This window comes from Variovorax sp. J31P207, from assembly GCF_030316965.1.
Taxonomy (GTDB): Bacteria; Pseudomonadota; Gammaproteobacteria; order Burkholderiales; family Burkholderiaceae_C; genus Variovorax; species Variovorax ginsengisoli_B.
Map to the genome: position 1 here is coordinate 274,463 of NZ_JASZYN010000001.1, position 26,651 is coordinate 301,113.

The window sequence follows — 26,651 nt, forward strand, 5'->3', positions numbered from 1 at the left end:
GACTCAGGGCCGGCACTCGGCCGGCAGCAGCTTCGGCTTCATGTCCACCGACTGGCAGCTCCACGTGACGCGGCCGCCGGTGTCCGCGGACGGAACCAGCTGGAACGTCCGCCCGTTCGCGGGTCCGCTCGAGAGCACCAGGCGGATGACGCCATTGGAGGTGTTCAGCTGCACGTCCTGGAGCTCGGCCGGCAGCGGCGGGCCGAACTGGACGGCAGCCAGGCTACCCGGCAGCGTGCGCCGGGTCTCGTAGTGCTCGCCGACCGCGGCGGCCGCGGCCTTGCCGTAGCGCAGGGCGTTCGCGGCCTTCGCCCGGACCGTGTAGTCCTGGTAGGCGGGCAGCGCGATGGCCGCCAGGATGCCGATGCCGGCGACGATGGCCATGATCGCCAGCAGGATCAGGGCGATGTTGCTCGTGCCGCCTTTTCTTGCCAGCAGCGCGAACTGGGCCTGCGGGTTGCTGCTCGTGTGGCGGGCACTCGAGATGAGCTTCTGGCAGTGGCGGTAGTAGCCCCCGTTCGAGATCAGGGGCGGGATGACGAACAGGCCCAGCAGGTAGACGCAGTACGCCAGCACCGCGAACCCCGGGGCCGCGATGGCGACCGCGCCGATGGCGGCGCCGATGATGTTGGGCAGCAGGAAGTACAACGCCGCCTTGCCCCACATCTTGCGGTACATGAGCCACCAGAAAGTGAAGAAGAAGGCGGGCCAGTGCCAGCCCAGGCGAGTCCCCTCCCGGTCGAATTCCTCGAAACGCCGCAGGTAGTACTCGCGATTCTTCTCGCCGATGGCGAGCTCGTAGAACTCGCGCGCCTCCTCCGACGCCGGCACACGGGGAAGCGGCGGGCGGGCGACGGGATCGGCGCCGAGGGTCGGCTCGGTGCGGCCGTCGGTGTGCAATGGCGCCATCGGCCTATCGGGCGGCGTAATCGCTGCTGGCCCGGCACTGGCCGAACTCGCAATGGATGGCCAATTCGGGTGCGTTCGTGCAGGCGACGCGATAGTCTTCGAAGCCCGGCCCCTTGGCGACCAGCGTGGCCATCGGCGTGGCCGCGCAGCTGCGGGATTTCGCCAGTTTCTCCGCGGTGAAGGTGTCGCGCCCGGTCGGTCGGGTCGCCATGCTGCTCGCCGGCACCGCAAGCCAGGTCACGAGGACCGTGGGGTCGACGTTCTTGTAGCCGGAGCGGGCCATGCAGTTGGCGACCTGCGTCTCCTGCTTCTTGCGCCAGACAGCCGTCTGGGGCGAATACACCCACTGGGCAAAGAGGCCCATGATCCCCGCGATGGGCAGCGACGCGGCGGCGACGAGGGGGATGGCGAACCCGCGATTGTCCCAGTACGTGTGCCCGATGTTCCAGCCGATCGCGGCACCCACGCCGACGCCGACCACGATCAGGGCGGCGTCATGGTCCTCGGTCTTGATGAACGGCAGGCCGCTCGCCTCGCGCTGACACTTGGCGACCAGCGCCTCGTAGGACTCGCCCGCCGGCGGGCCGCTGGCAGGACCTGGCTCGACCATCGGCACATACGCCGCGCCCACGCCCGAGCCAGGGCCGTCAGGCGGTCGCTGCTGCCCTGTCGAACAGGCGCTCAAGAGCATGGCAGCGCAAGCGATGCCGGCGATTTTCCTCATGGGCCCTCCTGGTGCGGGGCCTGGAGCGCCCGCCGAAAGTTACATAGTTATACGTTTGTCACATTTTTATGGTCAGACTCGGATCAGGTCAAGCGCGCGCATGCCTTCGGCGGGACGAGGCAAGACCGGCAAAAGCGTGAGTCGAACGGCTGCTGCCAGCCGTGACATGGGGGGTATGGAGTCGCCAAGCCCTCGAAACCGAACGCGCGGTCTGTCGCGCAGGCGCAACGATCGCCGCTAACCCCAGCTGGGCAGACTCCGCAATGCGTCGTTGGGCCGATTCACGATGTCGACGCCGGTGAACTCGCGCCGGCCGGGCAGCAGTTCGACATCGCAAATGATCTCCCAGGCGTGGTCTTCGGTGCGCCGCGCGAGGCAGACCTCCTCGCCGGCCGCCAGCAGGTCGGCGCATTCGCCGACGCTGATCCGTTGCGCCGCTCCCAGCGCCAGCCCGGTCGAACCGAACTCCTTGTCCACGACCGGATGAACCGCCACGAGGTCGATCTTGTCGCCCGCGTAGTGGATCGCGGTGATTGCATGTTGAGCCATACCCGACCTCCATTCGCAGAGAGGCCCAGTATCGTTGCCGCGGCTGTCGGCGCCAGTGTGCCTACTCCGGACATGGGTACGCGGCGGCCTCCGCCCCGTCGGCCCGGCCTCAGCTGCCCGCCTTGTTCGGATCCCGCCAGGCGCGCTCGAAAGGCAGTCGCCAGGCGTGCGGCGCGATCAGCTGGTGGATCGCCTTCGGTCCCCAGGAGCCCGGTTCGTAGAGCCGCACCGGCGGCGGCGTTTCCAGCAGCGACGTCGACACCTGCCACAGGCGTTCGATGCCCTCGGCGGTCGTGAACAAGGTGCGGTCGCCACGCATGGCGTCCAGGATCAGGCGCTCGTAGGCCTCCAGCACCTCGCCGACCAGCCCGGTGTCGCGCATCGCGAACTGCAGGCTCAGCTTGTCCAGCCGCATGCCCGGCCCGGGCCGCTTGCCGTAGAAGGACAGCGACATCTTCGACGCATCGGCCAGGTCGAAGGTCAGGTGGTCCGGCCCCTGCGCGCCAACCCCGGAGCCGGGCGGGAACATGCTCTTGGGCGGTTCGCGAAAGGCGATGGAGATGATGCGCTGGCCCTCGGCCAGCCGCTTGCCGGTGCGCAGGAAGAAGGGCACGCCGGCCCAGCGCCAGTTGTCGATGTGGCACTTGAGCGCGACGAAGGTCTCGGTGTCGGAGTCGGGGTCGACGCCCTCCTCCTGGCGGTAGCCGCTGTACTGCCCGCGCACCACGTCCGCCGGCACGATCGGCAGCATGCTGCGGAAGACCTTGTTCTTTTCCTCGCTGATCGGCGCCGGTTCGAGCGCGGTGGGCGGCTCCATCGCCATGAAGCCGAGGATCTGGAACAGGTGCGTCACCACCATGTCCCGGTAGGCGCCGGTCTGCTCGTAGAAGCCCGCGCGCTTGCCCAGGCCGAGGGTCTCGGGCACGTCGATCTGCACGTGGTCGATGAAGTTGCGGTTCCAGATCGGCTCGAACAGGCCATTGGCGAAGCGGAAGGCCAGGATGTTCTGGGCCGGCTCCTTGCCGAGGAAGTGGTCGATGCGGAAGATCTGCTCCTCGTCGAACACCTCGTGCAATTGCCTGTTGAGGATCACCGCGCTCGCCAGGTCGGTGCCGAAGGGCTTCTCCATCACGATGTGCGAGCGTTCGACCAGTTCGGCCGCACCCAGCATGCGCACCACCGACAGGGCCGCGCTCGGCGGCACGCTCAGGTAGTGCAGGCGCCGGCATTCTGGCGCGCCGAGCGAGCTCTCGGCGCGCTCCACCGCTTCCTTGAACGCCTGCGCACCGCCCGACAGCGGCACGTAGTCGAGGATCCCCGCGAAGGCGTCCCAGGCGGCCGGCAGGACCTTGCGGCTGCCGAATTCGTCGAGCGCGCTGCGCGCGGCGGCACGGAAGCCCTCGGCGTCGAGTTCGTCGAGCGACACGCCGATGATCCGGCAACCGGGGATGAAGCCCGAACTGCAGAGGTGAAACAGGCCCGGCAGCAGCTTGCGCCGGGCCAGGTCGCCGGTCGCGCCCACCAGCATCACCACCTGCGGGAAACGCGGACCGACGCCGGGAGGGATCTTCGCCATTCGTGTCACCTTGCTTCGTTGCCGAGCCGGGAGGCAAGCGATTTTGATGCCAGCGGTCTGCAACGCTTACACATTTTTCATGACATCCCGCCTACAACTTGCCTCGGGTCGGCCGATACACAGGGAGCCATGGACAAGCCACATTCAAGCCAGCCGCCAGAACTCCTGACCCAGCTCCCGAGAGAAAGCGTGCTCCAGGACGACGGGGTCTACATGCTCGTATCGACCAAGGGCGTGGAAGGATCGCGCAGCGACGGGATGCTCATCCGCCGCTGCGGGTTTTCGCTCACGACGCCGCTGGGCTGCGAAATCATGGGCCAGTACAGACAGCTCTCGGATGGTTTCTGGCACGCGTCCCTGCGCAGCAAGCCCCAGGACGACGGCACCCCGGGTCTGCCCCAGCGGGGCATCTACGCGACGGAGCTCGACGCGCTGGTCAATCTCTGGGCCAACCGCCGGCGACAGGACCTTGGGACCCGGTTGTAGGGACTCGCAGGCGGGAACCCCGCCACACTTGTTACTCCCCGTATTCGCCCTCCGGTGCCAGACTGTCCCCGACCCGCATGCGCATGGTGCGCAGCGGCCCACCAGGAGACGACACCCATGGCGACGACCACCGAGAACGAACGCAAGGGCCCACGGCCCGCCATGCAGCGGCCACCGATCGTGTCGCCGCAGGACTGGGAGGCGGCCCGGGCGCAGCTGCTCGTGAAAGAGAAGGCCCAGACCCGCGCCCGCGACGCCCTGGCGGCCGAGCGCCGGCGAATGCCCTGGATGGCGGTCGACACGGGCTATGCCTTCGAAGGACCCGCAGGCAGGGTCGGCCTGCTCGACCTGTTCGACGGCCGGCGCCAGTTGATCGTCTACCGCGCCTTCTTCGAGCCGGGCGTGTTCGGCTGGCCCGACCAGGCCTGCAGGGGCTGCTCGATGGTGGCCGACCAGGTCGCCCACCTGGCGCACCTGAACGCCCGCGACACCACGCTGGTGTTCGTCTCCCGGGCGCCCCAGGCGGACATCGCGCGGCTCAAGGCGCGGATGGACTGGAAGATGCCGTGGTTCACCCTCACCGACCGATTCGACGCCGACTTCGGTGTCGACGAATGGCACGGCACCAACGTGTTCCTGCGCGACGGCGACCGCGTCTTCCGGACCTACTTCATCCAGAGCCGCGGCGACGAGCAGATGGGAGGCACCTGGAACTACCTCGACATCACGCCGCTGGGCCGGCAGGAGTCGTGGGAGGACTCGCCCGAAGGCTATCCCCAGACGGCACCCTACAAGTGGTGGAACTGGCACGACAACTACGCCGCGGACGCGGCGCCCGACCAGCGCTGGGTCGAGGTGTCGGAGGCCGGGGAGGCGGCGTTCCGCAACGGGCAGCCGGAGACCTAGCCGTCGAAAGACGCGGACACCTGAAGCGGCGTTCTCCCGCGCCTCCTCATCTGCTCTTGTCTTGACAAGCCTCTCCCGCATGCCTTTAATTTGCCTCGTACTGCTCGCCAGTGGCAGGGATCGTCCAGCGATAAAGGATGACCACGATGGAAAACCAGCCTGCGCTCGACCCGCAGCGCAAGAAGGAGGAGCTTCGCAGCTTTCTCTTCCTGACGGCCGTCATGGTGCCCGTCCTGTCCGTCGCCGTCGTCGGCGGCTACGGATTCATGGTGTGGATGATCCAGATGGTGAGCGGTCCCCCTTCGCACTAACGGCGGTGCGCAGACGCAACGGATGAGGAGGGCGGGCATTTCGGCTCGCCCTTTCCTTACGCATGTCCCAACCAAGGAGATTGCGAGTGGCGATTGCACAGCGCTTCATCACCATCGAGCCCGAGCCCGAGGATGCCGTCGACGAATGGCATATCGCGGGTGTCGTGGTGCACGCCGATCCGGCCCGGCTCGGCGACGTGCGGGCCGCCATCGATCTCATGACCGGCGCCGAGATCCATGCGGTCAGCGATGCCGGCAAGATGGTCGTCACGCTGGAGGCACCCAGCTCGCGCGCCATCGCGGCCCATCTGACCTATCTGCACCAACTCGACGGCGTGCTCTCAGCGGCGCTCGTCTACCAGCACAACGAAGACGCAGCCGCCATGGCCGAGGAGATGAGCGATGAGCTTCAGCCGCCGGGACTTCATTAGACAGACGGCCGTCGCCGCCACGGCGTCGGTCGCCGGCGTTGCGCTGCCAGCGGGCGCGGCGAACTTCGTGACCGATGGCGACATGACCAAGCTGAAATGGTCGAAGGCGCCCTGCCGCTTCTGCGGCACGGGCTGCGGCGTGACGGTGGCGGTCAAGGACAACAAGGTGGTGGCCACGCAGGGCGACCCGCAGGCCGAGGTCAACAAGGGCCTGAACTGCGTCAAGGGCTACTTCCTGTCGAAGATCATGTATGGCGCCGACCGGCTGACCCAGCCGTTGATGCGCCAGAAGAACGGCAAGTACGACAAGAACGGCGAATTCAAGACCGTCACCTGGGACCAGGCCTTCGACCTGATGGAGCAGCAGTTCAAGCGCGTGCTCAAGGACAAGGGCCCGACCGCGATCGGCATGTTCGGCTCCGGCCAATGGACCATCTGGGAAGGCTACGCGGCATCGAAGCTCTACAAGGCCGGCTTTCGGTCCAACAACCTCGACCCCAACGCGCGCCACTGCATGGCCTCCGCGGTGACCGGCTTCATGCGCACCTTCGGCATGGACGAGCCGATGGGCTGCTACGACGATTTCGAGGCCGCCGACGCCTTCGTGCTGTGGGGCTCGAACATGGCGGAGATGCATCCGATCCTGTGGACCCGCGTGACCGACCGCCGGCTCAGCGCACCGAAGACCCGGGTTGCGGTGCTGTCGACCTTCACGCACCGCTCCTTCGACCTTGCTGACCTGCCGATCATCTTCAAGCCCCAGACCGACCTGGCGATCATGAACTACATCGCCAACTACCTGATACGCAACAACAAGGTCAACCAGGACTTCGTCAGCAAGCACACCGTGTTCAAGCAGGGCGTGACGGACATCGGCTATGGCCTGCGGCCCGAGCACCCATTGCAGAAAGCGGCCAAGAATGCCGCCGACCCCAATGCATCGACCCCGATCTCGTTCGACGACTTCGCCAAGTTCGTGTCGAAGTACGACGCCGCCTACGTCACGAAGCTGTCGGGCGTTTCCCGCGAGCAGCTCGACAAGCTGGCCGAGCTCTACGCCGACCCGAACGTCAAGGTGATGTCGCTGTGGACCATGGGTTTCAACCAGCACACGCGGGGCACCTGGGCCAACAACATGGTCTACAACCTGCACCTGCTGACCGGCAAGATCGCGACGCCGGGCAACAGTCCGTTCTCTCTGACCGGGCAGCCGTCGGCCTGCGGCACGGCGCGCGAGGTGGGCACCTTCTCGCATCGGCTTCCGGCCGACCTGCTGGTCGCCAACCCCAAGCACCGCGAAGAGGCGGAGCGCATCTGGAAGCTCCCGCCCGGCACCATTCCGGACAAGCCCGGCTACCACGCGGTGCTGCAGAACCGGATGCTCAAGGACGGCAAGCTCAACGCCTACTGGGTGCAGGTCAACAACAACATGCAGGCGGCGGCGAACCTCATGGAGGAAGGCTATCCGGGCTACCGCAATCCGGACAACTTCGTGGTCGTGTCGGACGTCTACCCGACCGTGACCGCGCTGGCGGCAGACCTGATCCTGCCCAGCGCCATGTGGGTCGAGAAAGAAGGCGCCTACGGCAACGCCGAGCGCCGCACGCAGTTCTGGCACCAGCTGGTGGATGCGCCGGGCGACGCCCGCTCCGACCTGTGGCAGCTGGTGGAGTTCTCCAAGCGCTTCAAGATCGAGGAGGTCTGGCCGGCCGAGCTGATCGACAAGCAGCCGGAGGTCAAGGGCAAGACCTTGTTCGACGTGCTCTACCGCAACGGCCAGGTCGACAAGTTCCCGCTGAAGGACCTCGACCCCGACTACCACAATGCCGAAGCCAAGGCCTTCGGCTTCTACCTCCAGAAAGGCCTGTTCGAGGAGTACGCGAGCTTCGGCCGCGGCCACGGCCACGACCTGGCGCCCTTCGACATGTACCACGAGGCGCGCGGATTGCGCTGGCCGGTGGTCAACGGCCAGGAGACGCGCTGGCGCTACCGCGAAGGCAGCGATCCGTACGTGAAGGCCGGTTCGGGCTTCCAGTTCTATGGCAATCCGGACGGCAAGGCGGTGATCTTCGCGCTGCCCTACGAGCCGCCCGCGGAATCGCCGGACAAGGAATATCCCTTCTGGCTCGCGACCGGGCGCGTGCTCGAGCACTGGCACTCCGGCTCGATGACGCGGCGCGTTCCCGAGCTCTACCGGGCGGTGCCGAATGCGCTGTGCTACATGCATCCGGAAGACGCGAAGAAGCTCGGGCTGCGGCGCGGGGTCGAGGTCGAGCTGGTGTCCCGCCGCGGGAAGATGCGCACCCGGGTCGAGACCCGCGGACGCAACGCGCCGCCGCAGGGGCTGGTGTTCGTGCCGTGGTTCGATGCCAGCCAGTTGATCAACAAAGTCACGCTGGATGCCACCTGCCCGATCTCCTCGCAGACCGATTTCAAGAAATGCGCGATCAAGATCGTGAAGGTCTAGCGAAAGGCAAGACGATGACGCATCGATCCCCGACCTTGTCGCGCGCCGTGTGCGCCCTGCTTCTTGCGGTGCTTTCCAGCCTGCTGCTCGCGCCGGCGCGGGCCCAGGGGCTGGTCGATTCGATGCGGGGGCCGACGCCCATTCCAGAGCAGACCAAGTCGCCGCCGATCTTCCCGACCGAGAACAAGGACATCCGCCGCACGCGCAACTTCGCGATGCAGCCGCCGACCATTCCGCACACCATCGACGGCTACCAGGTCGACAAGGAGTTCAACCGCTGCATGTTCTGCCACGCGCGCACCCGCACGCAGGAGACCGGCGCGATCCCGGTCAGCATCACCCACTACCAGGACCGCAACGGCAACATGCTCGCGGACGTGTCGCCGCGGCGTTATTTCTGCATCCAGTGCCATGTGGCGCAGGCCGATGCCAAGCCGCTCATCGGCAACAACTTCGTCGACGTCGAGCAGTTGCTGCGACGCAAGCCCGGCGTGCTGGGTTCGACGAAATAGCGCGAGGGCGCCATGTTCAAGCTGATCAAGCGCTACTGGATCACGATCAACCGGCCGAGCGCCTACTTCAGCCTGGGCTTCCTGACCTTGGGCGGATTCATCGCCGGCGTGATGTTCTGGGGCGCCTTCAACACCGCGCTCGAACTGACGAACACCGAGGCCTTCTGCACCGGCTGCCACGAGATGCGCGACAACGTCTACCCCGAGCTCCAGACGACCATCCACTACACCAACCGCAGCGGCGTGCGCGCACGCTGCCCGGACTGCCACGTGCCGCACAACTGGACCAGCAAGATCGCCCGCAAGATGCAGGCCTCGAAGGAAGTGTGGGGCAAGATCTTCGGCACCATCAACACGCGCGAGAAGTTCCTGGAGCATCGCCTGGTGCTCGCGCAGCACGAGTGGGATCGCTTCAAGGCCAACGATTCGCTCGAGTGCCGCAACTGCCACGACTACCAGTCGATGGATTTCACCCGGCAGAGTCCGCGCGCGCAAGCCATGCACTCCACTTTCCTGGCCGACCGCGAGAAGACCTGCATCGACTGCCACAAGGGCATCGCGCATCGCCTGCCCGACCTGGCCCAGGCGAAGGAACCCTAGCGCGTGTCCAACCGCCCTGCCGACATGCCTGTCGAAGCTCCGGCCGATTCCGGACTGAGCGCGCGCCAGCTCGGCTTTTGTCGCGCCGGCCGGCCGGTGTTCGATGGCATCGACTTCACGGTCGGGCCCGGCGAGTTGCTGCAGGTCACCGGCGCCAACGGCAGCGGCAAGACCAGTCTGCTTCGGGTGCTGAGCGGGCTGCTCGAACCTGCCGCGGGCGAACTGCGCTGGCGCGCCCGGCCGGTTCGTGCGGGCGAATCCGGCTACCTCCAGTCGGTCGCCTATGTGGGCCACACCGACGGCATCGATCCCGACCTGAGCGCCGAGCAGAACCTGGCCTTCGCGATGCGGGTCGCCGGCGGCACGCCGAGCCGGGCGCTGGTGGACCGCGCACTGGACGCGTACGGCATGGCGCTCGCGATGGCCGCGCCGGTGCGCAGGCTGTCGCAGGGCCAGCGCCGGCGCGTGGCACTGGCCCGGCTGGTGCTGGTGCCGCGCGTCCTCTGGCTGCTCGACGAGCCCCTGACCTCGCTCGACGATCAGGCGGCCGACGCGTTTCAAGCGCAGCTCGACACCCACTTGCGCGTCGGCGGCATGGCGGTGGTGGCGACCCACCGCGCCCTTTCGGCCGGCGGCCGCTTCCTGCACCTGGGCGGATGACCGCATGCCCGCGCTGCTCGCCGCCATCGTCCTGCACGACGTCTCGCTGGCCTGGCGCCGGCGGGGCAGCATCCTGTCGAGCCTGCTGTTCTTCGTCATCGCCAGCAGCCTGTTCCCACTGGCGATCGGCCCCGATCCGCAGCAATTGCGCGCCCTGGCGCCGGGCATCCTGTGGGTCGCCGCGCTGCTCGCATCGATGCTGTCGCTGTCGAGGCTGTTCGCGCAGGAACATGCGGACGGCAGCCTCGACCAGCTCCTGCTCTCGCCGCACCCGCTGGCCCTGCTCGTGCTCGCCAAGATCTGCGCCCACTGGGTCACCAGCGGCCTGCCGCTGCTGCTGCTCACGCCGCTGCTGGCGCAGCAGTACGGGCTGCCTGCGTCGTCCGCGCTGCTTCTTTCGGCATCGCTGCTGATCGGCACGCCGGTGCTGAGCCTGATCGGCGGGGTGGGCGCGGCGCTCACGCTGGGCCTGCGCGGCGGCGCGGTGCTGCTGTGCGTGCTGGTGCTGCCGCTGTGCGTCCCGGTGCTGATCTTCGGGGCCGGCGCCGGCGCGGCGGCCGACGCCGGGCTCGACGTGATGCCGCAGCTGTCCCTGCTCGGGGCCTGCCTGGCGCTGTCGCTGTTTCTCTGTCCGATCGCCACGGCGGCCGGGCTTCGCATTTCGATGGAGTGAGCCGACCATGGGCAACCTCGCCGATGCACTGCCAAGGGACCGCGAGCCTGCGGGGGGCACGGCGCGACGCTGGCTGGCTTTCGCCTCGCCGCGGCGATTCGATCCCCTCGCCCGGCGCCTCGCGCCATGGTTCTTCGCCGCCGCCCTGCTGTTCCTGGCGGCGGGGCTCTACGTCGGCTTCGGGGTCGCTCCGACCGATGCCCAGCAAGGCGAGGTGTACCGCATCATCTTCATCCATGTGCCGGCGGCCTGGATGTCGATGTTCATCTACCTGGTGATGGCGGGCTACTCGGCGCTGGCACTGGTGTTCCATACCCGCCTGTCGTCGATGATGGCCTCCGCGCTGGCGCCCACCGGCGCGGTCTTCACGGCGATCGCGCTGGCGAGCGGTGCCCTGTGGGGGCAGCCGACCTGGGGCACGTGGTGGGTGTGGGACGCCCGACTCACTTCGGAGCTGATCCTGCTCTTTCTCTACCTGGGCTACATGGCCCTCGAGGCCGCGATCGACGAGCCCCGGCGCGCCGAACGCGCCTGCGCGCTGCTGGCGCTCGTGGGGTCGCTCAACCTGCCGGTGATCTACTTTTCGGTGCAGTGGTGGAACACGCTGCACCAGGGCGCGTCCGTCAGCTTCACCGCGGCGCCGTCGATGGCGGCCACCATGCTGGCCGGCATGCTGCTGATGACCTTCGCCTGCTGGACGTACACCATCGCAGTCGCGCTGGTCAGGGTGCGCTGCATCCTGCGCGAGCGCGGCGTCCTGCCCCCGGCGGACGAACCCCGGAGCCGATCATGGGCTGGCTGACGCAGATTTCATCCGGCGGCCACGCGGCCTATGTCGCGGCCGCGTTCGGCTTTGCGTTCGCACTCCTGGGCGCCGAAATCCTGTGGCTCAAGCGGCGCTGCCGCACCGTCTCGGCAGGGCGGGGGTTCTCGTGACCGCCAGGCAACGCCGGCTCGGCATGCTGCTGGCGGCGCTGGCCTGCGCCGGCGGGGCGCTGGCGCTGCTGCTCAATGCCTTTCGCTCGAACCTCGTCTTCTTCTTCAGCCCGACGCAGGTGGTCGCGCGCGAAGCGCCGGTGGCGCGCAGCTTCCGCCTCGGTGGCCTGGTCGTGCCGGGTTCGATGCGCCGCGAAGGAGATGGCCTGACGGTCCGCTTCATCGTCACCGACACGGCGCGCGAGGTGCCGGTGGTCTATCGCGGCTTGCTGCCCGACCTGTTCCGGGAAGGCAAGGGCGTGGTCGCCAACGGCAAGCTGCAGGAAGACGGCGTCTTCGTCGCCCGCGAGGTGCTGGCCAAGCACGACGAGAACTACATGCCGCCGGAGGCGGCCGAGGCCCTGAAGAAGGCCGCGCAGGCCGCCAAGCCATGAACGCGGAGTTCGGCCACTTCAGCCTGATCGTCGCGCTGCTGGTCGCGGGGGTCCAGGCCGTGCTGCCCCTCGCGGGTGCCGCGACGGGCAGGGTCGGCTGGATGGAGATGGCGCGCCCGGCCGCACGCCTGCAGGCGGCCCTGGTGCTGCTGGCCTTCGTCGCGCTGGCGCGGGCCTTCGTCGACAACGATTTCAGCGTCCGCTACGTGGCAGCCAACTCGAACACCGCCTTGCCCACCGCCTACCGCATCGCGGCCGTCTGGGGATCGCACGAAGGCTCGATGCTGCTGTGGACGCTCATGCTCGGCGCCTGGTCGGCGGCGGTGTCGGTGTTCAGCCGCCGGCTGCCGCTCGAGACGGTGGCGCGCGTGCTCGGCGTCATGGGACTGGTCAGCGCGGGCTTCCTGCTGTTCCTGCTGTTCGCCTCCAACCCCTTCCTGCGGCTGCTGCCGCCCGCCATGGAAGGGCGCGATCTCAATCCGCTGCTGCAGGACCCCGGCATGGTGCTGCACCCGCCCCTGCTCTACATGGGCTACGTGGGCTTCTCGGTGAGCTTCGCCTTCGCCATCGCCGCACTGGTGTCCGGCCAGGTCGACGCGGCCTGGGCCCGCTGGTCGCGCCCGTGGACCCTGGCGGCCTGGGCCTTCCTCACGCTGGGCATCATGCTCGGCAGCGCCTGGGCCTACTACGAACTGGGCTGGGGCGGCTGGTGGTTCTGGGACCCGGTCGAGAACGCCTCCTTCATGCCCTGGCTGGCCGGCACCGCGCTGATCCATTCGCTGGCGGTGACCGAGAAGCGCGGCGCCTTCCGCGCCTGGACCGCGCTGCTCGCGATCTTCACCTTCTCGCTCAGCCTGCTGGGCACCTTCCTCGTGCGCTCCGGCGTGCTGACCTCGGTCCATGCCTTCGCCGTCGACCCGTTGCGCGGCAGCTTCATCCTGGCGCTGCTCGGCGGCGTGACCGGCGGTGCCCTGGCGTTGTTCGCCCTGCGCGCGCCCACGCTGGCCCGGCCCACCGCGTTCGCGGCGCTGTCGCGCGAATCGTTCCTGCTGGCCAACAACGTGCTGTTGGCGGTAGCCGCCGCCACCGTGCTGCTGGGCACGCTCTATCCGCTGCTGCTCGACGTGCTGGGGCTCGGCAAGATATCCGTCGGGCCCGCCTATTTCGAACAGGTCTTCGTGCCGTTGATGGCGCCGGCGGTGCTGCTGATGGGCGCCGCGCCCTGGGTGCGCTGGCGCGGGGCGGCGTTGGCGGACATCTCGACGCGGCTGCGTTGGTCGGCCTTCGCCAGCCTGGCGATCAGCGCGGCCTGGCTGGCCGTGTTGCGCGCTCCCTCGGCCTTGACGGGCCTGGGCCTGCTGCTGGCCTGCTGGTCGGTGGCCAGCGCGGTCGCCAGCCTGGCCGATCGCCTTCGCCACCAGCGCGGCCGGCGGCTGGCCGCGCTGCGCCAGTTGCCGGCCAGCTATGCAGGGATGCTGCTGGCCCACACCGGCGTCGGCGTCTTCATCGCCGGCGTCACGCTGGTCAGCAGCCAGGAGAGCATGCGCGAGTTGCCGATGAAAAGCGGGGACAGCACCGAGCTGGCGGACTACGCCTTCCGCTTCGAAGGCGTGACGGGCCTGACGGGCCCGAACTACGAGGCCCTGGCCGCGACCGTGACCGTCAGCCGCAACGGCAGCCCCGTCGCCACGCTGGCGCCGCAGCGACGCATCTACCGCAGCCAGCAGATGCCCACCACCGAGGCCGCCATCGACGTCGGATGGACGCGCGACCTGTACGTGGCGCTGGGCGAAGCCATCGACGCGCACCACTGGGCCATGCGCATCCACGTCAAGCCCTTCGTCGACTGGATCTGGATCGGCTGCCTGCTGATGGCGGCCGGCGGCATGCTGGCCGCCAGCGACCGACGATACCGGGTGCGGCAACGGGCAACGGTGCCCGACGTCGCGGGGCCTCAGGTGCTGCCGTCCACCGGGGAGGGGCCGGCATGACGCGCTTCCTGCTGCCCCTGGGCGTGTTCCTGGCGCTGGCGATCGCGCTGGCAGCCGGCATGGGGCGCGATCCGCGGGCGCTGCCCTCGCCGCTGCTCGGCCAGCCGGCGCCGGCCTTCGAGCTGCCGCTGCTGGAGGGCGACGGGCGCAGCATCCGCGCCAGCGACATGCGCGGCAAGGTCTGGCTGCTCAACGTCTGGGCGTCGTGGTGCACGCCGTGCCAAGTCGAACATCCCGTGCTGGTCGACTTCGCAGCGCGCTCGCGCATCCCGGTGCTCGGCTTGAACTACAAGGACCGGCCCGACGCGGCGCGCCAATGGCTTGAACGCCTGGGCAACCCCTACCTGGCGACCTTGGTCGACGCCGACGGCAGGACCGGCATCGACTTCGGCGTCTATGGCGTGCCCGAGACCTTCGTGATCGATCGGGCCGGCGTGATCCGCCTTCGCCATGCCGGACCGATGACACCGGAGTTCCTGGAGCGGGCGCTGGTGCCGCTGCTGCGCGACCTCGAGCGCGAGAGCGAGAAGGCGCCGCATGCCTAGACGCATCGCGGCCATCTGGCCGGCCCTTGCGCTGGCGACGGCGATCGCGGCACCGTCCGACGATGCGCAGCTGGACGCGCGCGTGCATGCCCTGTCGCAGCAACTGCGCTGCGTGGTGTGCCAGAACCAGACGCTGGCCGACTCGCAGGCCGAACTCGCCGTGGACCTGCGCCGGCAGATCCGCGAGCAGTTGCGCGAGGGCGTCGGCGACGAAGCCGTGAAGGCGTACCTCGTGCAGCGCTACGGGGACTTCGTGCTGTACGACCCGCCACTGAAGCCTTCGACCTGGCTGCTCTGGTTCGGCCCGCTGCTGTTGCTGGCGCTGGCCGCGCTGGCGGTCGTGCGCAGCCGGCTGCGTCGCCCTGCGGCCGTGGCGCCACTGGACGATGCAGCGCGCCAGCGGGCGGATGCGCTGCTGGATGCATCCAGGGCACCCGCACCGGAGTCCGGCCGATGATCGCGTTCTGGCTGCTCGCCGCGGGCCTGATCGCCGCCGCCATGGCGTGCCTGCTGCCGCCCCTGCTGCGCCAGGGCCGGCGCGCCGCAGTCGAGCGCGACACCCTGCCGGTGGCCGATTGCTACCGGGGCCAGCTGGACGAGATCGAGGCCGACCTGCGCGCCGGGACTCTCGCCCCCGCGCGCGGCCGCGAAGCACGCGACGAGGTGGCCCGGCGCCTGCTGGCCGACGCCGACCTGGCACCGGCATCGCGACAAGTGGAGCGGCCTTCGCCGCTGCTGGCCGCCCTCCTGCTGGCGGCCCTGCCCAGCGCGGCCATCGTCCTCTACCTGCAGCTCGGCAACCCGTTGGCCCTGTGGCGTGCGGACGATGCGGCGCATGCCCACGACAGCGACAGCGAACCCAGCGCCGCGCAGATCGAGGGCATGGTCAACCAGCTGGCACTGCGCCTGCGCAGCCAACCCGACGACGTCGATGGCTGGTACATGCTTGCGCGCTCCTATGCGGCCCTCGAACGGCCGGCCGATGCCGCCGCGGCCTACGCCCGGGCGGTGGCGCTGGCCCCCGAGGAGGCGGCGCTGCGCGCGGACTATGCCGACGTGCTGGCCAGCGTCGACGGCGGCAGACTCAATGGCCCGGCACTCGAACAGGTCCGCCGCGCGCTGGCGCTGGACCCCGACCAGCCGAAGGCGCTGGCGCTCGCGGCCAGTGCCGCCATCGAGCGCGCCGACACCCCGGAGGCGATACGGCATTGGGAGCACCTCCAGCGCCTGCTGCCGCCGGACTCCCAGACCGCGGCGCGGGTCGCCGCGAACCTGGCGCAGGCGCGTTCGTCCGCACCGCTCGACGCCCGCGGCGACAAGGCCGTCGGTGCCGCGTCGGTCGCCGGCCAGGTGCGCCTGGGCGGCAAGGCGGCCAGGACGCCGCGGCCGGACGAGACGGTGTTCGTGTATGCGCGCCCGGTCGATGGCTCCCGCCTGCCGCTGGCGGTGCTGCGGGCCCGGGTCGGCGACCTGCCCCTTGCCTTCGTCCTCGACGACAGCCTGGCCATGCGCCCGGACCATCGGCTGTCGGGCGCGGGCCAGGTGATCGTGGAGGCCCGCATCTCGGCGAGCGGCAACGCGCTGCCGTCGGAGGGCGACCTCGTCGGCAGCACGGGGCCGGTGCCGGTGGGCCGGACCGGCCTGCAACTGGTTATTGAAGGCACGGTGTCGCCGGCCGCCGCGGGCGGATCGGGAACCGCGCCGAGATGAAGCGGGCTCGCTGCCCGGCGGCCTACAACGGCATCGGACCGATCCGACAACTAGAACTCGGCCGATGCCGGATGTTCAGCACACCAGGAGACACGAAATGACGCCCAAGAACACCCTCTGCCTGTGGTACGACGGCACCGCCGTGGACGCCGCGAAGTTCTATGCCGACACCTTCCCGGACAGTGCCGTAGGCACCATCTTTCGCGCGCCGGGCGACTATCCGGCGGGCAAGGAAGGCAATGTGCTGACGGTCGAGTTCACCGTCATCGGCATCCCCTGCCTCGGCCTGAACGGCGGCCCGGCTTTCAAGCACAGCGAAGCCTTCTCGTTCCAGATCGCGACCGACGACCAGGCCGAGACCGACCGGCTGTGGAATGCGATCATCGGCAACGGCGGCCAGGCCAGCGAGTGCGGCTGGTGCAAGGACCGCTGGGGCTTGTCCTGGCAGATCACGCCGCGCGCGCTCACCGAGGCGCTGGCCGACCCGGACCGCGCGGCAGCCAAGCGCGCGTTCGACGCGATGATGACGATGGGCAAGATCGACATCGCGGCGATCGAGGCGGCGCGGCGCGGCTAGCCCAGCAGGTCGACGCAGCCGAGGTCCTCGGCGGCCAGGTGCGCACGCTCGAAGTTGTTCCACCAGATCACCGGCGGGATGCCGTTCGCATGCTGCCAGACTGGCGTGGCGATCAGCCAGAGCACGGACAGCCGGTAGTCGTCGTGCAGGTCGCGCCGGTCGTAGCCCTGCACGCCGCGCGCCGCCAGTTCGTCGTGGAAGCTGTCCAGCAGGCGCGTCTCGAAGCGTTGCCGCAGGTCGGGATACCACTGCAGGGCCATCATGCAGGCCAGGTCGTCCGATCCGGTGTCGACGCGCCACGAATCCCAGTCGAACAGCCGGCCGCCATCCGGCGCGCCATCGCGCGGCAGGAAGCAGTTCCACACGTGCGCGTCGCCCTGGACGATCGTCATGTGGCGGTGCGACCGGTAGCGTGCGGCCAGGCGCGGCGCGGCGTCGAACAGGCGTTCGTACAGCGCGCGCCGACCATCGGAAAGCCGGTCGCCCAGGTCATCGGCGAAACGCGCGAACTGCGCCGCGAGATGGGCCGTTGCCTCCTCGGCGGCGCTTGCGTCGTGCCAGGCGCCGATCGACACGCCGAGCCGCGGGTCGTCCCACCAGGCGGCCTGGCATCGGGCTCGCGTGCGGACGATGGCCTCGCATTGCGCGAAGCTGGGCGGCAAGGGCCAGCGCGTCGCGATGAAGTGCGAGTCGGTGAGATCCTCAAGCAGCAGATGCCAGGTGCCCGAGTCGGCATCCCATCGGGCGTCGAAGCAGCGCGGCACGATGCCCGCGGGCATCGCCGGCGCCAGGTCCCGGTAGAACGCGACCTCGTGCCCGCCGCCCGGCCACGGTCCGCCGGGACGGTCCGCCAGGCCCGCCTTCAGGATCAGTGTGGCCGGCGCGCCGTCAGCCGCGCCGGCATAGGCGAGGCGCAACCTGAAGACGTGGGACAGCACGGTCGCGAACGACGCTTCGATCGACACCTCTGCCACACGGCCCGCAGGGAGCGCGCCGCTCTGTCGCAGCGCCTCGGTGAGGCAGGCGGGCTCGGCGGCCTTGGGCAGCGCGGGATTCGTCATGCCGGATTGTGATGGCACGCAGCCACGCTGCAAGGGAAAGCCCTAGGCAGCAGCCTCGTCGCGAGCCCCTACGGTGGCCAACCATGAACACACCCTTCGCCCGCCTTCCGGCGTTGCTCGCCACAGCCATCGCCGGCCTGCTTGTCGCGGCCTGCGGCAGTGTCGGTACCGCACCGACCCTGGCGCCCGCCGCCGCCGACTTCAAGGCATCGTGCGCGGCACTCCAGGGCCAGGTGGTCGCCGGCGCGCAGATCGGACTGCCCAGCGGCAACGCGACCCTCCGGTCGGCCACCTTCGTGCCGGCCGCTGCGGCCTCCGGCTCGGGCGCCAGCCTCAGGCCCGCCACGCCGGACCACTGCCAGGTGCTGGGCAGCATCGCGCCGGTCGATCCGGCCGCGCAGCCGATCCAGTTCCAGGTCAACCTGCCGGTCGCGTGGAACCGCAAGGCCTTGCAGTACGGCGGCGGCGGCTACAACGGGGTGCTGGTGACGGGGCTGGCGCCGCTGCGCGATGCCGCGCCCGACGATCCCCTGCCGCTCATGCGCGGCTATGTCACGCTGGGCACCGACTCGGGCCACCAGGCGAGCGCCTTTGCCGCCAACAGCATCGGGCAGTTCGGACTGAACGACGAAATGCTCGCCAACTACGGCTATGCCGCCTACAAGAAGACGCACGATGTCGCGCTGGCCATCATGCGGCTCTACTACGCCCAGGCGCCCGCCAGGTTCTACTACTTTGGCGGCTCGGAGGGCGGGCGCGAGGGCCTGACCATGGCGCAGCGTTTTCCGGCCGACTACGACGGCATCGTGAGCGTCGTGCCGGTGGTGCAGTTGTCGATGCTGTTCCAGTCGTACATCCCGCGCACCGTGCCGCAGTTCAGCGGCGGCTGGATGAACGCGGGCAAGGTCCGCACCCTGGCGACATACGTCTCGGACCGCTGCGACGCGCTGGACGGCATCGCGGACGGCGTCGTCAGCAACTACCGCGCGTGCCCGTCGCGGATCGACCTGCAGGCCCTGCGCTGCAACGGCGGTGCGGACACCGGCGACGGCTGCCTCTCGGACGCGCAGATCGCCATGGTCCGGTCGGTGCACGCACCCAATGACTTTCCCTTTCCGCTGGCCAACGGCCTGACCCGCTATCCGGCATGGTTCTATGGCAACGAGACCACGCCCGATCCGGTCGACGCGACGATGACGCGCTGGGTGACCGGCAGCGCCGTCCCGACCGAGCCGCCGAATGCGGCGTCGGCCGGACAGTATTGGCTGTACGGCTCGAACTTCGTCAAGTTCTTCGTGACAAGGGACGCCAACTTCGACGTCCGCACCTACAAGCCGGCCGACTTCAAGGTCCGCCTGCAGCAGGTGTCGGCGCTCATCGATTCGAGCAACCCCGACCTCTCGGCCTTCTTCGCCCGCGGGGGCAAGCTGATCGTGCGCGAGAACATGGGCGACCTGGCGCAAAGCCCGCAAGCGGGCATCGACTACTTCGCGGCCGTGCAGGCCAGGGTGGGTGCCCAGGTGACGCGCGAGTCGGCGCGGCTCTACATCTCGCCGGCGTCGACCCACTCGGGGCATGCGAGCAGCGTCACCGACGGATCGCCGGTGCCGACGATGGTCGACCTGCTGGACCCGCTCGACCGCTGGGTCAGCGCCGGCACGGCGCCGGACGCCCTGGTCCAGACCGTGAAGAACACGGCGCCACCGCATGCGCTGCGGGCGTCGCGGCCGATGTGCCAGTACCCGGACTATCGCACTACCTGGGCGGAGACCGGCTGGTGGCCGCGAGCTACGCCTGCAGGCCTTCGCAGCCCTGAGGGCGTCCTCAGAGATCGAGCACCAGCCGCGGCGACTTCGAGCGCGAGCAGCACGGCGTGAACTGGTCGTTGGCGGCCAGCTCGTCGGCCGTGAAGTAGACGTCCTTGTGATCCGGAACGCCTTCGAGCACGCGCGTGATGCAGGTGCCGCAGACACCCTGCTCGCACGAGGTCGGGATTTCGATGCCGATCCTGCACAACGCCTGAACCACGGTCTCGTCCTTCCCCACCGCCACCACCTGGCCCGAGCTGGCGACCTGCACCTCGAAGCCGCAGTCGTTCTCGCGGTCGACCGCGCCGGCGGCAAAGAACTCGTAGTGAAGCCGCGTCTCGGGCCAGCCCTGCGACCGCGCCTCGTTCAATACGGCGTCCATGAAGCCCTTCGGCCCGCAGACATACAGGTGGGTGTCGCTGTGCTGGCGCGCGATGAAGGCCGCCAGGTCGAGCTTCTGCGCCGGCGGGCCGTCGTCGAAGTGATGGTGGACGCGAGACCCGAACCGGCCATCGGCGATCCGTTCGCGGAACGCGGTGCGTTCCGGCGAGCGCGTGCAATGGTGCAGCTCGAAATCGGCGCGCGCCGCCGCCAGCCGTTCGGCCATGCAGAGGATCGGTGTCACCCCGATGCCACCTGCAAGCAGGACGCTGTGGCGAGCCTCGTGCGCCAGCGGAAAGTGATTCCGTGGCGCGCTGATCTCGAGTTCATCGCCGACCCGCACGCGCTCGTGCATCGCCTTCGAGCCGCCGCGCGTGGCCGGATCCTTCAGCACCGCGATCAGGTAGCGGTGGGTCTCGGTCGAATCGTTGCAGAGCGAATACTGGCGCACCAGTCCGTCCCCCACCTTGACGTCGATGTGCGCGCCGGCCGAGAAAGCGGGCAGCGCCTGCCCGTCGGCCGCGACCAGCTCGAAGCTCGCGATGTCCCTGGCTTCTTCGCGCCTGGCGCTCACCCGGACCCTGAGCGTCGCGGTCGTCATCCGGCCACCTCCTCGGGCCGGACGTCCGCCAGCAGCCGCTCCACGATCCGGCGGGCCCGGTTGGCGCCGGCATCCACGTGGATGTCCATCCACGAATTGCGATCGCCGAAATCGGCGATGTTGCGGTACTGGTCTTCGATGACCACCCGGTCTTCGTCGAAGGTGTAGGCGGTCTGCTCGACCACCGTGTCGATGTTCTCGGGCATGTCGGGGTGCTTGTTGCTGGCCATGCTCCAGAAGTAGTGGCAAGTGTCCTCGGTCTCCGGCGTGATGCCGTGGAAGCCGCGCATGTGGAAGCCGCCCCGCTGCGGATCGTCGATGGCGCCGGAGCCGGGCTCCATGGCCCCGGTCCAGATCGCCAGATGGGACACGTGGAACTCGATCTCCTGCCAGCGATCGCAGGTGTCGCCGAAGGGCCAGGCGGCGCAGTAGGTGGGTGGCGGCGTCGAGCCGGGCATCAGGCGGACCACCTTGACCGTGTCGCCGTCCTGCGTCACCTTCATCGGCGCGTTCATGTGCAGCCGCGCATTGCCGCCGATGGTCTTGAGGTGGACGTACCCCAGGTGGCTCAGGTCGAGCAGGTTGTCGTGGATCAGCTGCCAGGGCGCTTTGTAGTGGTACATGCCGCTGCCGAACTTGTAGCGCGGATCGTCATGGTGGGGGTAGTCCGGCGGCTCGACGTCCGGGGCCGAGCCTTCGTCCCGTGGCATCCAGATCCAGACGATCCGGTCCTTCTCGACCACCCGGTAGGACCTCACCCTGGCCTTGGACGGAATGCGCTCCTGCCCGGGGATCTCGAGGCACTGCCCGCTGGGCGCGTACAGCAGGCCGTGGTAGCCGCAGCGCACGCCGTCGGCTTCCACCGTGCCGCACGACAGCGGCAGCGAGCGATGGCAGCAGCGATCTTCGAGCGCGGCGATCTCGCCACCGCCGGTGCGAAACAGCACCACCTTCTGGTTCAGGAAGGTGCGGCCGATCGGCTGGTCCTGGAGCTCCGACGAGAAGCCGGCGACGTACCAGCGGTCGAGCGGAAATCGGGCGGCAGCGCCGCTCTTGCGGATGCTGCCGACCGGGATGGAGGCGGTGTTCATGCAAATCTCCTGCGAAGGGTTGGGATGGGAGTCGACGCTGCTCAATGCACGGCCATGCCGACCCACCGGTCAAGCGTCTCGGTGTCGCGCAGCAGGACCTGAGCGTCGCTCTCGTGGACCACCGTGCCGTGGTCGAGGACGAGCGCCCGCCGGGCGTACCTGAGGGCCTCGTCGACCTGTTGCTCGACGATGACGACCGCGATGCCGGTCTCGCGGCTCATCGCCTGGAAGGCGTTCAGCAACTCCTGGCGAATGAGCGGCGCCAGCCCTTCGAGCGGCTCGTCGAGCAGGATCAGCCGGGGTCGGCCCAGCAGCGCGCGGGCTACCGACAGCATCTGCTGCTCGCCGCCGGACAGCTGCGTGCCGCCGTTGCGGCGCCGCTCGGCCAGCCGGGGGAACAGCGCATAGGCCTCGTCGACGGCGCGGCGCGGGCGGCGCTTGAGCCCGGCCAGCAGGTTCTCCTCGACCGTGAGCGACGGAAAGATGTCGCGTGTCTGCGGCACGTAGCCCAGTCCGCGCCGGGCGCGCTGGTGGGGGCTCAGGCGCGAGATGTCTTCGCCCAGGAACTCGATGCGGCCGCCGGCCAGCGGCACCAGGCCCATGATGGCGCGCAAGGTCGTGGTCTTGCCCACCCCGTTGCGCCCGACCATCGCCACCCGCTCGCCCGGCGCCACGGCCAGCGACAGGCCGTCGAGCACCGTCGTCGGGCCGTAGCCGGCCTTCAGCCCTTCCAGTTTCAGCATCGCTTCGGTCATGCGGGAGTCCCCAGGTAGGCGGCCCGCACCTTCGGGTCGCGCCGGATGTCGTCGGGGCTGCCGTCGGCCAGCACGGCCCCCTCGGCCAGCACCACGATGCGGCTGGCGAAGCGGAACACCAGGTCCATGTCGTGCTCGATGATCAGCACGGCCAGGTCGCGTGGCAGCGAATCCAGCGCCGCGAGCAGCCGCGCGCCATCGCCCCTGGGCACCCCGGCCATCGGTTCGTCGAGCAGCAGCACCTTCGGACGCAGCGCGAGCGCCAGCGCCATCTCGACCAGCCGCTGCTCGCCGTAGGCCAGGTCCTCGGTCGGCGTGGCGGCATGGCCGCGCAGGCCGAAGCGCTGCAGCAGCGCCTGCGCCTCGGCGTTCAGCGCCGGATAGGCGTCCACGCTGCGCCAGGCACGGCCGCCCAGGCCCTCGCGCTCGAACAGCGCCATCTCGATCTGCCGCTGCACCGGGAGGTGCGGTGCCAGCGTCGTGATCTGGAAGGTGCGCGCGAGGCCGAGTCGAACGCGCTGGGCCTGCCCCAGGCGGGTGACGTTCTCGCCGCGCAGCCAGATCTCCCCGGCATCGGACCGCAGCACGCCGCTGACCTGGTTGACCAGCGTCGTCTTGCCGGCGCCGTTCGGGCCGATCAGGGCCAGCCGGTCGCCGGCGTGGAGCTGGAACGACACGCCGCGCGTGACGTGCAGGCCGCCGAAGCGCTTGTCCAGATCGCGGATGTCCAGCAGCAGGCTCATGATGCAGCTCCCAGGCGGCGACGCAGCCAGCCCCACGCCTTCGCCGGCGAAGCCAGCACCACCGCCATCAGCATGAAGCCCACCACGAACAGCCAGTGGTACGGATTGATCGAAGCCGCCGTGTGGTGCAGCAGGGTGAACACGACCGCGCCGACGAGCGCGCCGCTCAGGCGCCCGGCACCGCCGAGGATCAGCATCACCAGGGCCTCGGCCGACAGCGCGAAGGACAGGCTGTCGAGTCCCACGATGGCGTTGGTCTGCGCCGACAGCGCACCGGCTGCACCGGCGATCGCACCCGCGGCGGTGTACATGGCGAGCAGCCGCCGGTAGACCGGCGTCCCCAGCGCCGCCATGCGGGCCCGGTTCTCGTGGATGCCGCGCACGGACAGTCCGAAGGGCGCGTCCACCAGGCGCCGCGCCACGTAGTACAGGAGCACCAGCACGGCCAGCGCATAGAAGGCGGCGACGCGGCCCTCCAGGTCGAACGCGAAGCGGCCCAGCAGCGGCCCGACGATGAAGCCGGACAGCCCGTCATCGCCACCGGTCCAGTCGCGCGCCTTCTGTGCCAGGCTCAGGACGATCTGCGCCACGGCCACCGTCAGCATCAGGAACGTGAAGCCGTGGTAGCGCAGCAGGAAGGCGCCGCTGGCGAGCGCCAGCAGGCCGCCGGCGCCGATGCCGATGGCCAGGCCCGCCAGCGGGTCGGGCATCACCTTGAGCGCGAAGATCCCGGCCGCGTAGGCGCCGGTGCCGAAGACGGCCGCATGCCCCAGGGTCGCGAGTCCGGCCACGCCGACCACCAGGTCGAGCGACAGCACGAACAGCGCGGCGACGAAGATGCGGGTCATCAGCCCCAGTTGCTCCGGCAGCAGCGCACAGGCCAGCGCGCCGAGCGCCAGCACGATCAAGGGGGCGCGCCAGGCCGGCCGGCAGCGCGGCGCGGCGGCGTGCCGCGCTTCGGGTGGGGCCTTGGCCGGCCCCGGCAGCGTGGTGGAGGTGTTCATCGCTTGAGCAATCCGTCGGGACGCCAGGCCAGCAGCGCCGCCATGGCCAGGAAGAAGAAAAGGCTGCCCCAGTCGGAGGCGAGGTACTTGCTGGCGGTCTCGATCACGCCGAGCACGACCGCCGCCGCGAGCGACCCTGCGATGCTGCCCATGCCGCCCACGGCCACCACCACCAGCACCAGCACGAGGTACTTGAGCGCGTAGTACGGCTCCAGCGGCATCAGCTCGGCGCCGAGGATGCCGCCGAAGCCCGCGAGCGCGGCGCCGGCGGCGAAGCTCGCGCACTGGACGACGCGGATCGGGATGCCGAGGCTGGAGGCCGTGCCGCTGTGGTCGACCGCGGCCCGCAGCCAGATGCCGAAGCGGGTGCGCGCGACGATCCATGCCGCCGTGCCCGCGACCGCCAGTCCGGCGCCGATCACCAGCAGGCGCTGCGCCGGCAAGGTGCGAAAGCCCAGGTCCACCGAACCGGCCAGCCCGGGCGGCAGCGGGATCAGTTGCACCTGCGGGCCCGCCAGCGCGTTGGTGGTCGCGATCAGGAAGAAGCTCAGGCCGATGGTGAAGAGCACCTGGTCGAGCTCCTTGCGCCGGTACAGGTGCCTGAGCACCAGCAGCTCGAGCACGGCGCCCAGTGCCGCGGTGGCGATGACGGCCGCCGGCACCGCGAGCCAGAAGTTCCATTGCGCCTGCCGCACCAGGAAGGCGGCGCAGTAGCCGCCGACCATGGCGAAGGCGCAGTGGCTCAGGTTGACGAAGCGCATCAGGCCGAGCGTGAGCGACAGCCCGACGGCGATGACGAACAGCACCATGCCGTAGGCCAGCCCGTCGACGGCGATGTTGAAGAGGACGGTCATGTCAGGGCAGCGGTCTCACTGGACCAGGCCGTGGTCGCCCTGCGGACCGAAGCTCTCGACTTCCTTGTTGACCAGCACCCCGCCGACCTTCTCGACCTGGCGCAGGTACACGTCCTGGGTGATGTGCCGGGTCTTGCCGTCGATGCGCACGGGCCCGCGCGGGCTCTCCCACTGCAGCGTGCGCGCGGTGGCGATGGCCTTCGGACCGTCCTTCCGGCCCCCGGTGGCCTCGATCATCTTCTGGATGACGTACATGCCGTCCCAGGCGCCGACCGAGGCGTAGTTGGCGGCGGCGCCCGGATCCTGCTTCTTCAAGGCGGCCACGAAAGCCTTGTTGGCGGCCGAGTCGTGCGCCCCCGAGTAGTGGAAGGCGGTGGTCAGCCCCACCGCGCTGTCGCCGAATTTCTGCAGGTCGAACTCGTCGGTCTCCGCGGTGCCGAGAAAGCGCAGGCCCGACTTGGCCAGGCCGTTCTCGTTGTAGGCCTTGATGAAGCCCAGGTTGGGCGGGCCGCCGGGCAGGAAGGTGTAGACCGCCTGGGCCCCGCTGGCCTTGATGCGCTGGACGAAGGGGCCGAAGTCGGTGGTCGCGATCGGCATGCGGATCGACTCCACCACCTGGCCGCCCTGCTTGGCGAACTCGCTCTTGAACGCGGCCTCGGCGTCCAGGCCCGGGCCGTAGTCGGTGACCGCTGTCACGACCCTGGCGATGTTCTGCTTCGCCGCCCACCGGGCCAGCGGCACCGTCACCTGCCACAGCGTGTAGCCGGTGCGCACGAAGTAGTCGGACTTCTCGGTGATGGAGGACGTGGCGGCGTTGAAGATCACGGTCGGCGTCTGCGACTGCTGGATCAGGGGAGCCACGGCCAGCGCGTTGGGCGTGAAGACGAAGCCGCCGAGGTAGTCGACCTTGTCCTTGACGATCAACTCCTGGACCAGGCTCTTGGTCTGGGCCGGATTCGGTCCGCCGGTGTCGCGGTAGATCAGCTCGACCTCCCTGCCGCCGAGCTTGCCGCCCTGCCCCGCCACATAGGCCTCCGCGGCCGCCTTGAACAAGGCGCCGTAGTGGGCGAACGGCCCCGAGAAGGGGCCGACGATGCCGATCTTGACGCTCTGTGCCTGCGCTTGCGCCGTGGCGAGAGCGAAGGACGAAGCAGCGAGGGCGCAGACGAGCGCGCGGCGGGACAAGGGCATGTGGGGTCTCCTGATGGGATGGGCGTGCAACCGGGGTGTCGGATCGGCTGCGTCTCGAATGGTTGGAGTATCAATTAGTTGATATGCCAACTAAAATGGGGTTTTCCCTGCCTTGGCGCCGACCCGCATGTTCCAATCGCAACGACATCCAAGACAACCAAGAGG

At 69.3% G+C, this 26,651-nt stretch carries 30 protein-coding genes; 18 read left to right on the forward strand and 12 right to left on the reverse strand.

Going from position 1 to position 26,651, the window contains the following annotated elements; genetic code table 11:
- Positions 1 to 3 precede the first annotated feature (3 nt).
- From QTI68_RS01270 to zwf, 4 genes are all read right to left on the reverse strand, one after another.
- The gene (locus QTI68_RS01270; protein ID WP_286519128.1) at positions 4 to 909 is read right to left on the reverse strand and encodes a DUF2628 domain-containing protein; all 906 of its coding nucleotides are present in this window, start codon (positions 907 to 909) and stop codon (positions 4 to 6) included.
- A 4-nt stretch (positions 910 to 913) separates the two neighbouring features.
- Positions 914 to 1,633 carry a hypothetical protein gene (locus QTI68_RS01275; RefSeq protein ID WP_286519129.1) on the reverse strand — a complete coding sequence of 240 codons (720 nt, stop codon included), beginning with the start codon at positions 1,631 to 1,633 and terminating at the stop codon, positions 914 to 916.
- A 237-nt stretch (positions 1,634 to 1,870) separates the two neighbouring features.
- Positions 1,871 to 2,182, reverse strand: a complete 312-nt coding sequence (locus QTI68_RS01280; protein WP_286519130.1) for a hypothetical protein — start codon at positions 2,180 to 2,182, stop codon at positions 1,871 to 1,873.
- Positions 2,183 to 2,291: 109 nt separating this feature from the next.
- Positions 2,292 to 3,758, reverse strand: coding sequence for a glucose-6-phosphate dehydrogenase (gene zwf / locus QTI68_RS01285; RefSeq protein ID WP_286519132.1), 1,467 nt, complete (start codon positions 3,756 to 3,758; stop codon positions 2,292 to 2,294).
- A gap of 189 nt (positions 3,759 to 3,947) precedes the next feature.
- On the opposite strand from zwf, the gene QTI68_RS01290 reads away from it, so the two are divergent.
- The 17 genes from QTI68_RS01290 to QTI68_RS01370 all read left to right on the forward strand — a co-directional run bounded on the left by QTI68_RS01290 (position 3,948) and on the right by QTI68_RS01370 (position 16,997).
- Positions 3,948 to 4,244: a hypothetical protein gene (locus QTI68_RS01290; RefSeq protein ID WP_286519133.1), complete on the forward strand. Its 297-nt coding sequence runs from the start codon at positions 3,948 to 3,950 to the stop codon at positions 4,242 to 4,244.
- Between the two features lie 117 nt (positions 4,245 to 4,361).
- Positions 4,362 to 5,150, forward strand: coding sequence for a DUF899 domain-containing protein (locus tag QTI68_RS01295; RefSeq protein WP_286519135.1), 789 nt, complete (start codon positions 4,362 to 4,364; stop codon positions 5,148 to 5,150).
- 146 nt (positions 5,151 to 5,296) lie between these two features.
- A complete protein-coding gene (gene napE, locus QTI68_RS01300) occupies positions 5,297 to 5,461 on the forward strand; it encodes a periplasmic nitrate reductase, NapE protein (protein WP_286519137.1) in 165 nt (54 codons plus the stop codon).
- Between the two features lie 62 nt (positions 5,462 to 5,523).
- A complete protein-coding gene (locus tag QTI68_RS01305; RefSeq protein WP_503011614.1) occupies positions 5,524 to 5,892 on the forward strand; it encodes a chaperone NapD in 369 nt (122 codons plus the stop codon).
- Positions 5,864 to 8,359, forward strand: coding sequence for a periplasmic nitrate reductase subunit alpha (napA, locus tag QTI68_RS01310; protein ID WP_286519140.1), 2,496 nt, complete (start codon positions 5,864 to 5,866; stop codon positions 8,357 to 8,359). The genes QTI68_RS01305 and napA overlap by 29 nt, the downstream gene beginning before the upstream one ends.
- Positions 8,360 to 8,373: 14 nt before the next feature.
- Positions 8,374 to 8,871, forward strand: coding sequence for a nitrate reductase cytochrome c-type subunit (locus QTI68_RS01315; protein WP_286519142.1), 498 nt, complete (start codon positions 8,374 to 8,376; stop codon positions 8,869 to 8,871).
- 12 nt (positions 8,872 to 8,883) lie between these two features.
- Complete coding sequence (locus tag QTI68_RS01320; RefSeq protein ID WP_286519143.1) at positions 8,884 to 9,471, forward strand: NapC/NirT family cytochrome c; 588 nt, start codon at positions 8,884 to 8,886, stop codon at positions 9,469 to 9,471.
- Positions 9,472 to 9,495: 24 nt separating this feature from the next.
- The gene (gene ccmA / locus QTI68_RS01325) at positions 9,496 to 10,131 is read left to right on the forward strand and encodes a cytochrome c biogenesis heme-transporting ATPase CcmA (protein ID WP_286520186.1); all 636 of its coding nucleotides are present in this window, start codon (positions 9,496 to 9,498) and stop codon (positions 10,129 to 10,131) included.
- A 4-nt stretch (positions 10,132 to 10,135) separates the two neighbouring features.
- Positions 10,136 to 10,804 (forward strand): heme exporter protein CcmB, encoded by a 669-nt coding sequence (gene ccmB, locus QTI68_RS01330; RefSeq protein ID WP_286519144.1) that lies wholly within the window; start codon positions 10,136 to 10,138, stop codon positions 10,802 to 10,804.
- Between the two features lie 7 nt (positions 10,805 to 10,811).
- Positions 10,812 to 11,606 carry a heme ABC transporter permease gene (locus QTI68_RS01335; RefSeq protein WP_286519145.1) on the forward strand — a complete coding sequence of 265 codons (795 nt, stop codon included), beginning with the start codon at positions 10,812 to 10,814 and terminating at the stop codon, positions 11,604 to 11,606.
- On the forward strand, positions 11,594 to 11,740 hold the full coding sequence (ccmD, locus tag QTI68_RS01340) for a heme exporter protein CcmD (protein ID WP_286519147.1): 147 nt from the start codon (positions 11,594 to 11,596) through the stop codon (positions 11,738 to 11,740). The genes QTI68_RS01335 and ccmD overlap by 13 nt, the downstream gene beginning before the upstream one ends.
- Entirely contained in the window at positions 11,737 to 12,174 is a 438-nt protein-coding gene (ccmE, locus tag QTI68_RS01345) for a cytochrome c maturation protein CcmE (RefSeq protein ID WP_286519149.1), read from the forward strand. Before ccmD ends, ccmE begins: the two co-directional genes overlap by 4 nt.
- A complete protein-coding gene (locus QTI68_RS01350; protein WP_286519150.1) occupies positions 12,171 to 14,165 on the forward strand; it encodes a heme lyase CcmF/NrfE family subunit in 1,995 nt (664 codons plus the stop codon). The genes ccmE and QTI68_RS01350 overlap by 4 nt, the downstream gene beginning before the upstream one ends.
- A complete protein-coding gene (locus QTI68_RS01355; protein WP_286519151.1) occupies positions 14,162 to 14,710 on the forward strand; it encodes a DsbE family thiol:disulfide interchange protein in 549 nt (182 codons plus the stop codon). Before QTI68_RS01350 ends, QTI68_RS01355 begins: the two co-directional genes overlap by 4 nt.
- Positions 14,703 to 15,167, forward strand: a complete 465-nt coding sequence (locus tag QTI68_RS01360; RefSeq protein WP_286519153.1) for a cytochrome c-type biogenesis protein — start codon at positions 14,703 to 14,705, stop codon at positions 15,165 to 15,167. The genes QTI68_RS01355 and QTI68_RS01360 overlap by 8 nt, the downstream gene beginning before the upstream one ends.
- Positions 15,164 to 16,420: a c-type cytochrome biogenesis protein CcmI gene (gene ccmI / locus QTI68_RS01365; RefSeq protein ID WP_286519155.1), complete on the forward strand. Its 1,257-nt coding sequence runs from the start codon at positions 15,164 to 15,166 to the stop codon at positions 16,418 to 16,420. Before QTI68_RS01360 ends, ccmI begins: the two co-directional genes overlap by 4 nt.
- A gap of 97 nt (positions 16,421 to 16,517) precedes the next feature.
- Complete coding sequence (locus tag QTI68_RS01370) at positions 16,518 to 16,997, forward strand: VOC family protein (protein ID WP_286519157.1); 480 nt, start codon at positions 16,518 to 16,520, stop codon at positions 16,995 to 16,997.
- Here the strand turns inward: QTI68_RS01370 and QTI68_RS01375 are convergent.
- Positions 16,994 to 18,058: a hypothetical protein gene (locus QTI68_RS01375; protein WP_286519159.1), complete on the reverse strand. Its 1,065-nt coding sequence runs from the start codon at positions 18,056 to 18,058 to the stop codon at positions 16,994 to 16,996. The genes QTI68_RS01370 and QTI68_RS01375 overlap by 4 nt on opposite strands.
- A gap of 83 nt (positions 18,059 to 18,141) precedes the next feature.
- Here QTI68_RS01375 and QTI68_RS01380 point away from each other — a divergent pair, with 83 nt between their 5' ends.
- Positions 18,142 to 19,935, forward strand: coding sequence for a tannase/feruloyl esterase family alpha/beta hydrolase (locus tag QTI68_RS01380; RefSeq protein ID WP_286519160.1), 1,794 nt, complete (start codon positions 18,142 to 18,144; stop codon positions 19,933 to 19,935).
- Here QTI68_RS01380 and QTI68_RS01385 read toward each other — a convergent pair.
- From QTI68_RS01385 to QTI68_RS01415, 7 genes are read right to left on the reverse strand one after another with little or no spacing between them, the layout of a single operon-like run.
- Positions 19,883 to 20,848: a PDR/VanB family oxidoreductase gene (locus QTI68_RS01385; RefSeq protein WP_286519162.1), complete on the reverse strand. Its 966-nt coding sequence runs from the start codon at positions 20,846 to 20,848 to the stop codon at positions 19,883 to 19,885. The two genes, QTI68_RS01380 and QTI68_RS01385, sit on opposite strands and share 53 nt — an antisense overlap.
- Complete coding sequence (locus tag QTI68_RS01390) at positions 20,845 to 21,939, reverse strand: Rieske 2Fe-2S domain-containing protein (RefSeq protein ID WP_286519163.1); 1,095 nt, start codon at positions 21,937 to 21,939, stop codon at positions 20,845 to 20,847. Before QTI68_RS01390 ends, QTI68_RS01385 begins: the two co-directional genes overlap by 4 nt.
- Before the next feature lie 41 nt (positions 21,940 to 21,980).
- Positions 21,981 to 22,694 (reverse strand): ABC transporter ATP-binding protein, encoded by a 714-nt coding sequence (locus QTI68_RS01395; protein WP_286519164.1) that lies wholly within the window; start codon positions 22,692 to 22,694, stop codon positions 21,981 to 21,983.
- On the reverse strand, positions 22,691 to 23,437 hold the full coding sequence (locus QTI68_RS01400) for an ABC transporter ATP-binding protein (RefSeq protein ID WP_286519169.1): 747 nt from the start codon (positions 23,435 to 23,437) through the stop codon (positions 22,691 to 22,693). Before QTI68_RS01400 ends, QTI68_RS01395 begins: the two co-directional genes overlap by 4 nt.
- The gene (locus QTI68_RS01405; RefSeq protein WP_286519171.1) at positions 23,434 to 24,441 is read right to left on the reverse strand and encodes a branched-chain amino acid ABC transporter permease; all 1,008 of its coding nucleotides are present in this window, start codon (positions 24,439 to 24,441) and stop codon (positions 23,434 to 23,436) included. Before QTI68_RS01405 ends, QTI68_RS01400 begins: the two co-directional genes overlap by 4 nt.
- Positions 24,438 to 25,295, reverse strand: coding sequence for a branched-chain amino acid ABC transporter permease (locus QTI68_RS01410; RefSeq protein WP_286519172.1), 858 nt, complete (start codon positions 25,293 to 25,295; stop codon positions 24,438 to 24,440). Before QTI68_RS01410 ends, QTI68_RS01405 begins: the two co-directional genes overlap by 4 nt.
- Before the next feature lie 15 nt (positions 25,296 to 25,310).
- The gene (locus tag QTI68_RS01415) at positions 25,311 to 26,486 is read right to left on the reverse strand and encodes an ABC transporter substrate-binding protein (RefSeq protein ID WP_286519173.1); all 1,176 of its coding nucleotides are present in this window, start codon (positions 26,484 to 26,486) and stop codon (positions 25,311 to 25,313) included.
- Between the last annotated feature and the right edge of the window lie 165 nt (positions 26,487 to 26,651).

Bases quoted from the DNA above. Each gene is read 5' to 3' on its own strand.
- QTI68_RS01275 (WP_286519129.1), bottom strand. From the start codon at position 1,633: ATGAGGAAAATCGCCGGCATCGCTTGCGCTGCCATGCTCTTGAGCGCC.
- ccmI (WP_286519155.1), top strand. From the start codon at position 15,164: ATGATCGCGTTCTGGCTGCTCGCCGCGGGCCTGATCGCCGCCGCCATG.
- QTI68_RS01395 (WP_286519164.1), bottom strand. From the start codon at position 22,694: ATGACCGAAGCGATGCTGAAACTGGAAGGGCTGAAGGCCGGCTACGGC.
- napE (WP_286519137.1), top strand. From the start codon at position 5,297: ATGGAAAACCAGCCTGCGCTCGACCCGCAGCGCAAGAAGGAGGAGCTT.
- QTI68_RS01335 (WP_286519145.1), top strand. From the start codon at position 10,812: ATGGGCAACCTCGCCGATGCACTGCCAAGGGACCGCGAGCCTGCGGGG.
- QTI68_RS01400 (WP_286519169.1), bottom strand. From the start codon at position 23,437: ATGAGCCTGCTGCTGGACATCCGCGATCTGGACAAGCGCTTCGGCGGC.
- QTI68_RS01380 (WP_286519160.1), top strand. From the start codon at position 18,142: ATGAACACACCCTTCGCCCGCCTTCCGGCGTTGCTCGCCACAGCCATC.
- QTI68_RS01350 (WP_286519150.1), top strand. From the start codon at position 12,171: ATGAACGCGGAGTTCGGCCACTTCAGCCTGATCGTCGCGCTGCTGGTC.
- ccmD (WP_286519147.1), top strand. From the start codon at position 11,594: ATGGGCTGGCTGACGCAGATTTCATCCGGCGGCCACGCGGCCTATGTC.
- QTI68_RS01375 (WP_286519159.1), bottom strand. From the start codon at position 18,058: ATGACGAATCCCGCGCTGCCCAAGGCCGCCGAGCCCGCCTGCCTCACC.
- QTI68_RS01415 (WP_286519173.1), bottom strand. From the start codon at position 26,486: ATGCCCTTGTCCCGCCGCGCGCTCGTCTGCGCCCTCGCTGCTTCGTCC.
- QTI68_RS01360 (WP_286519153.1), top strand. From the start codon at position 14,703: ATGCCTAGACGCATCGCGGCCATCTGGCCGGCCCTTGCGCTGGCGACG.
- ccmB (WP_286519144.1), top strand. From the start codon at position 10,136: ATGCCCGCGCTGCTCGCCGCCATCGTCCTGCACGACGTCTCGCTGGCC.
- QTI68_RS01405 (WP_286519171.1), bottom strand. From the start codon at position 24,441: ATGAACACCTCCACCACGCTGCCGGGGCCGGCCAAGGCCCCACCCGAA.
- QTI68_RS01370 (WP_286519157.1), top strand. From the start codon at position 16,518: ATGACGCCCAAGAACACCCTCTGCCTGTGGTACGACGGCACCGCCGTG.
- ccmA (WP_286520186.1), top strand. From the start codon at position 9,496: ATGCCTGTCGAAGCTCCGGCCGATTCCGGACTGAGCGCGCGCCAGCTC.
- QTI68_RS01410 (WP_286519172.1), bottom strand. From the start codon at position 25,295: ATGACCGTCCTCTTCAACATCGCCGTCGACGGGCTGGCCTACGGCATG.
- zwf (WP_286519132.1), bottom strand. From the start codon at position 3,758: ATGGCGAAGATCCCTCCCGGCGTCGGTCCGCGTTTCCCGCAGGTGGTG.
- QTI68_RS01270 (WP_286519128.1), bottom strand. From the start codon at position 909: ATGGCGCCATTGCACACCGACGGCCGCACCGAGCCGACCCTCGGCGCC.
- QTI68_RS01305 (WP_503011614.1), top strand. From the start codon at position 5,524: ATGTCCCAACCAAGGAGATTGCGAGTGGCGATTGCACAGCGCTTCATC.
- QTI68_RS01320 (WP_286519143.1), top strand. From the start codon at position 8,884: ATGTTCAAGCTGATCAAGCGCTACTGGATCACGATCAACCGGCCGAGC.
- napA (WP_286519140.1), top strand. From the start codon at position 5,864: ATGAGCTTCAGCCGCCGGGACTTCATTAGACAGACGGCCGTCGCCGCC.
- QTI68_RS01280 (WP_286519130.1), bottom strand. From the start codon at position 2,182: ATGGCTCAACATGCAATCACCGCGATCCACTACGCGGGCGACAAGATC.
- QTI68_RS01355 (WP_286519151.1), top strand. From the start codon at position 14,162: ATGACGCGCTTCCTGCTGCCCCTGGGCGTGTTCCTGGCGCTGGCGATC.
- QTI68_RS01315 (WP_286519142.1), top strand. From the start codon at position 8,374: ATGACGCATCGATCCCCGACCTTGTCGCGCGCCGTGTGCGCCCTGCTT.
- QTI68_RS01385 (WP_286519162.1), bottom strand. From the start codon at position 20,848: ATGACGACCGCGACGCTCAGGGTCCGGGTGAGCGCCAGGCGCGAAGAA.
- QTI68_RS01295 (WP_286519135.1), top strand. From the start codon at position 4,362: ATGGCGACGACCACCGAGAACGAACGCAAGGGCCCACGGCCCGCCATG.
- QTI68_RS01390 (WP_286519163.1), bottom strand. From the start codon at position 21,939: ATGAACACCGCCTCCATCCCGGTCGGCAGCATCCGCAAGAGCGGCGCT.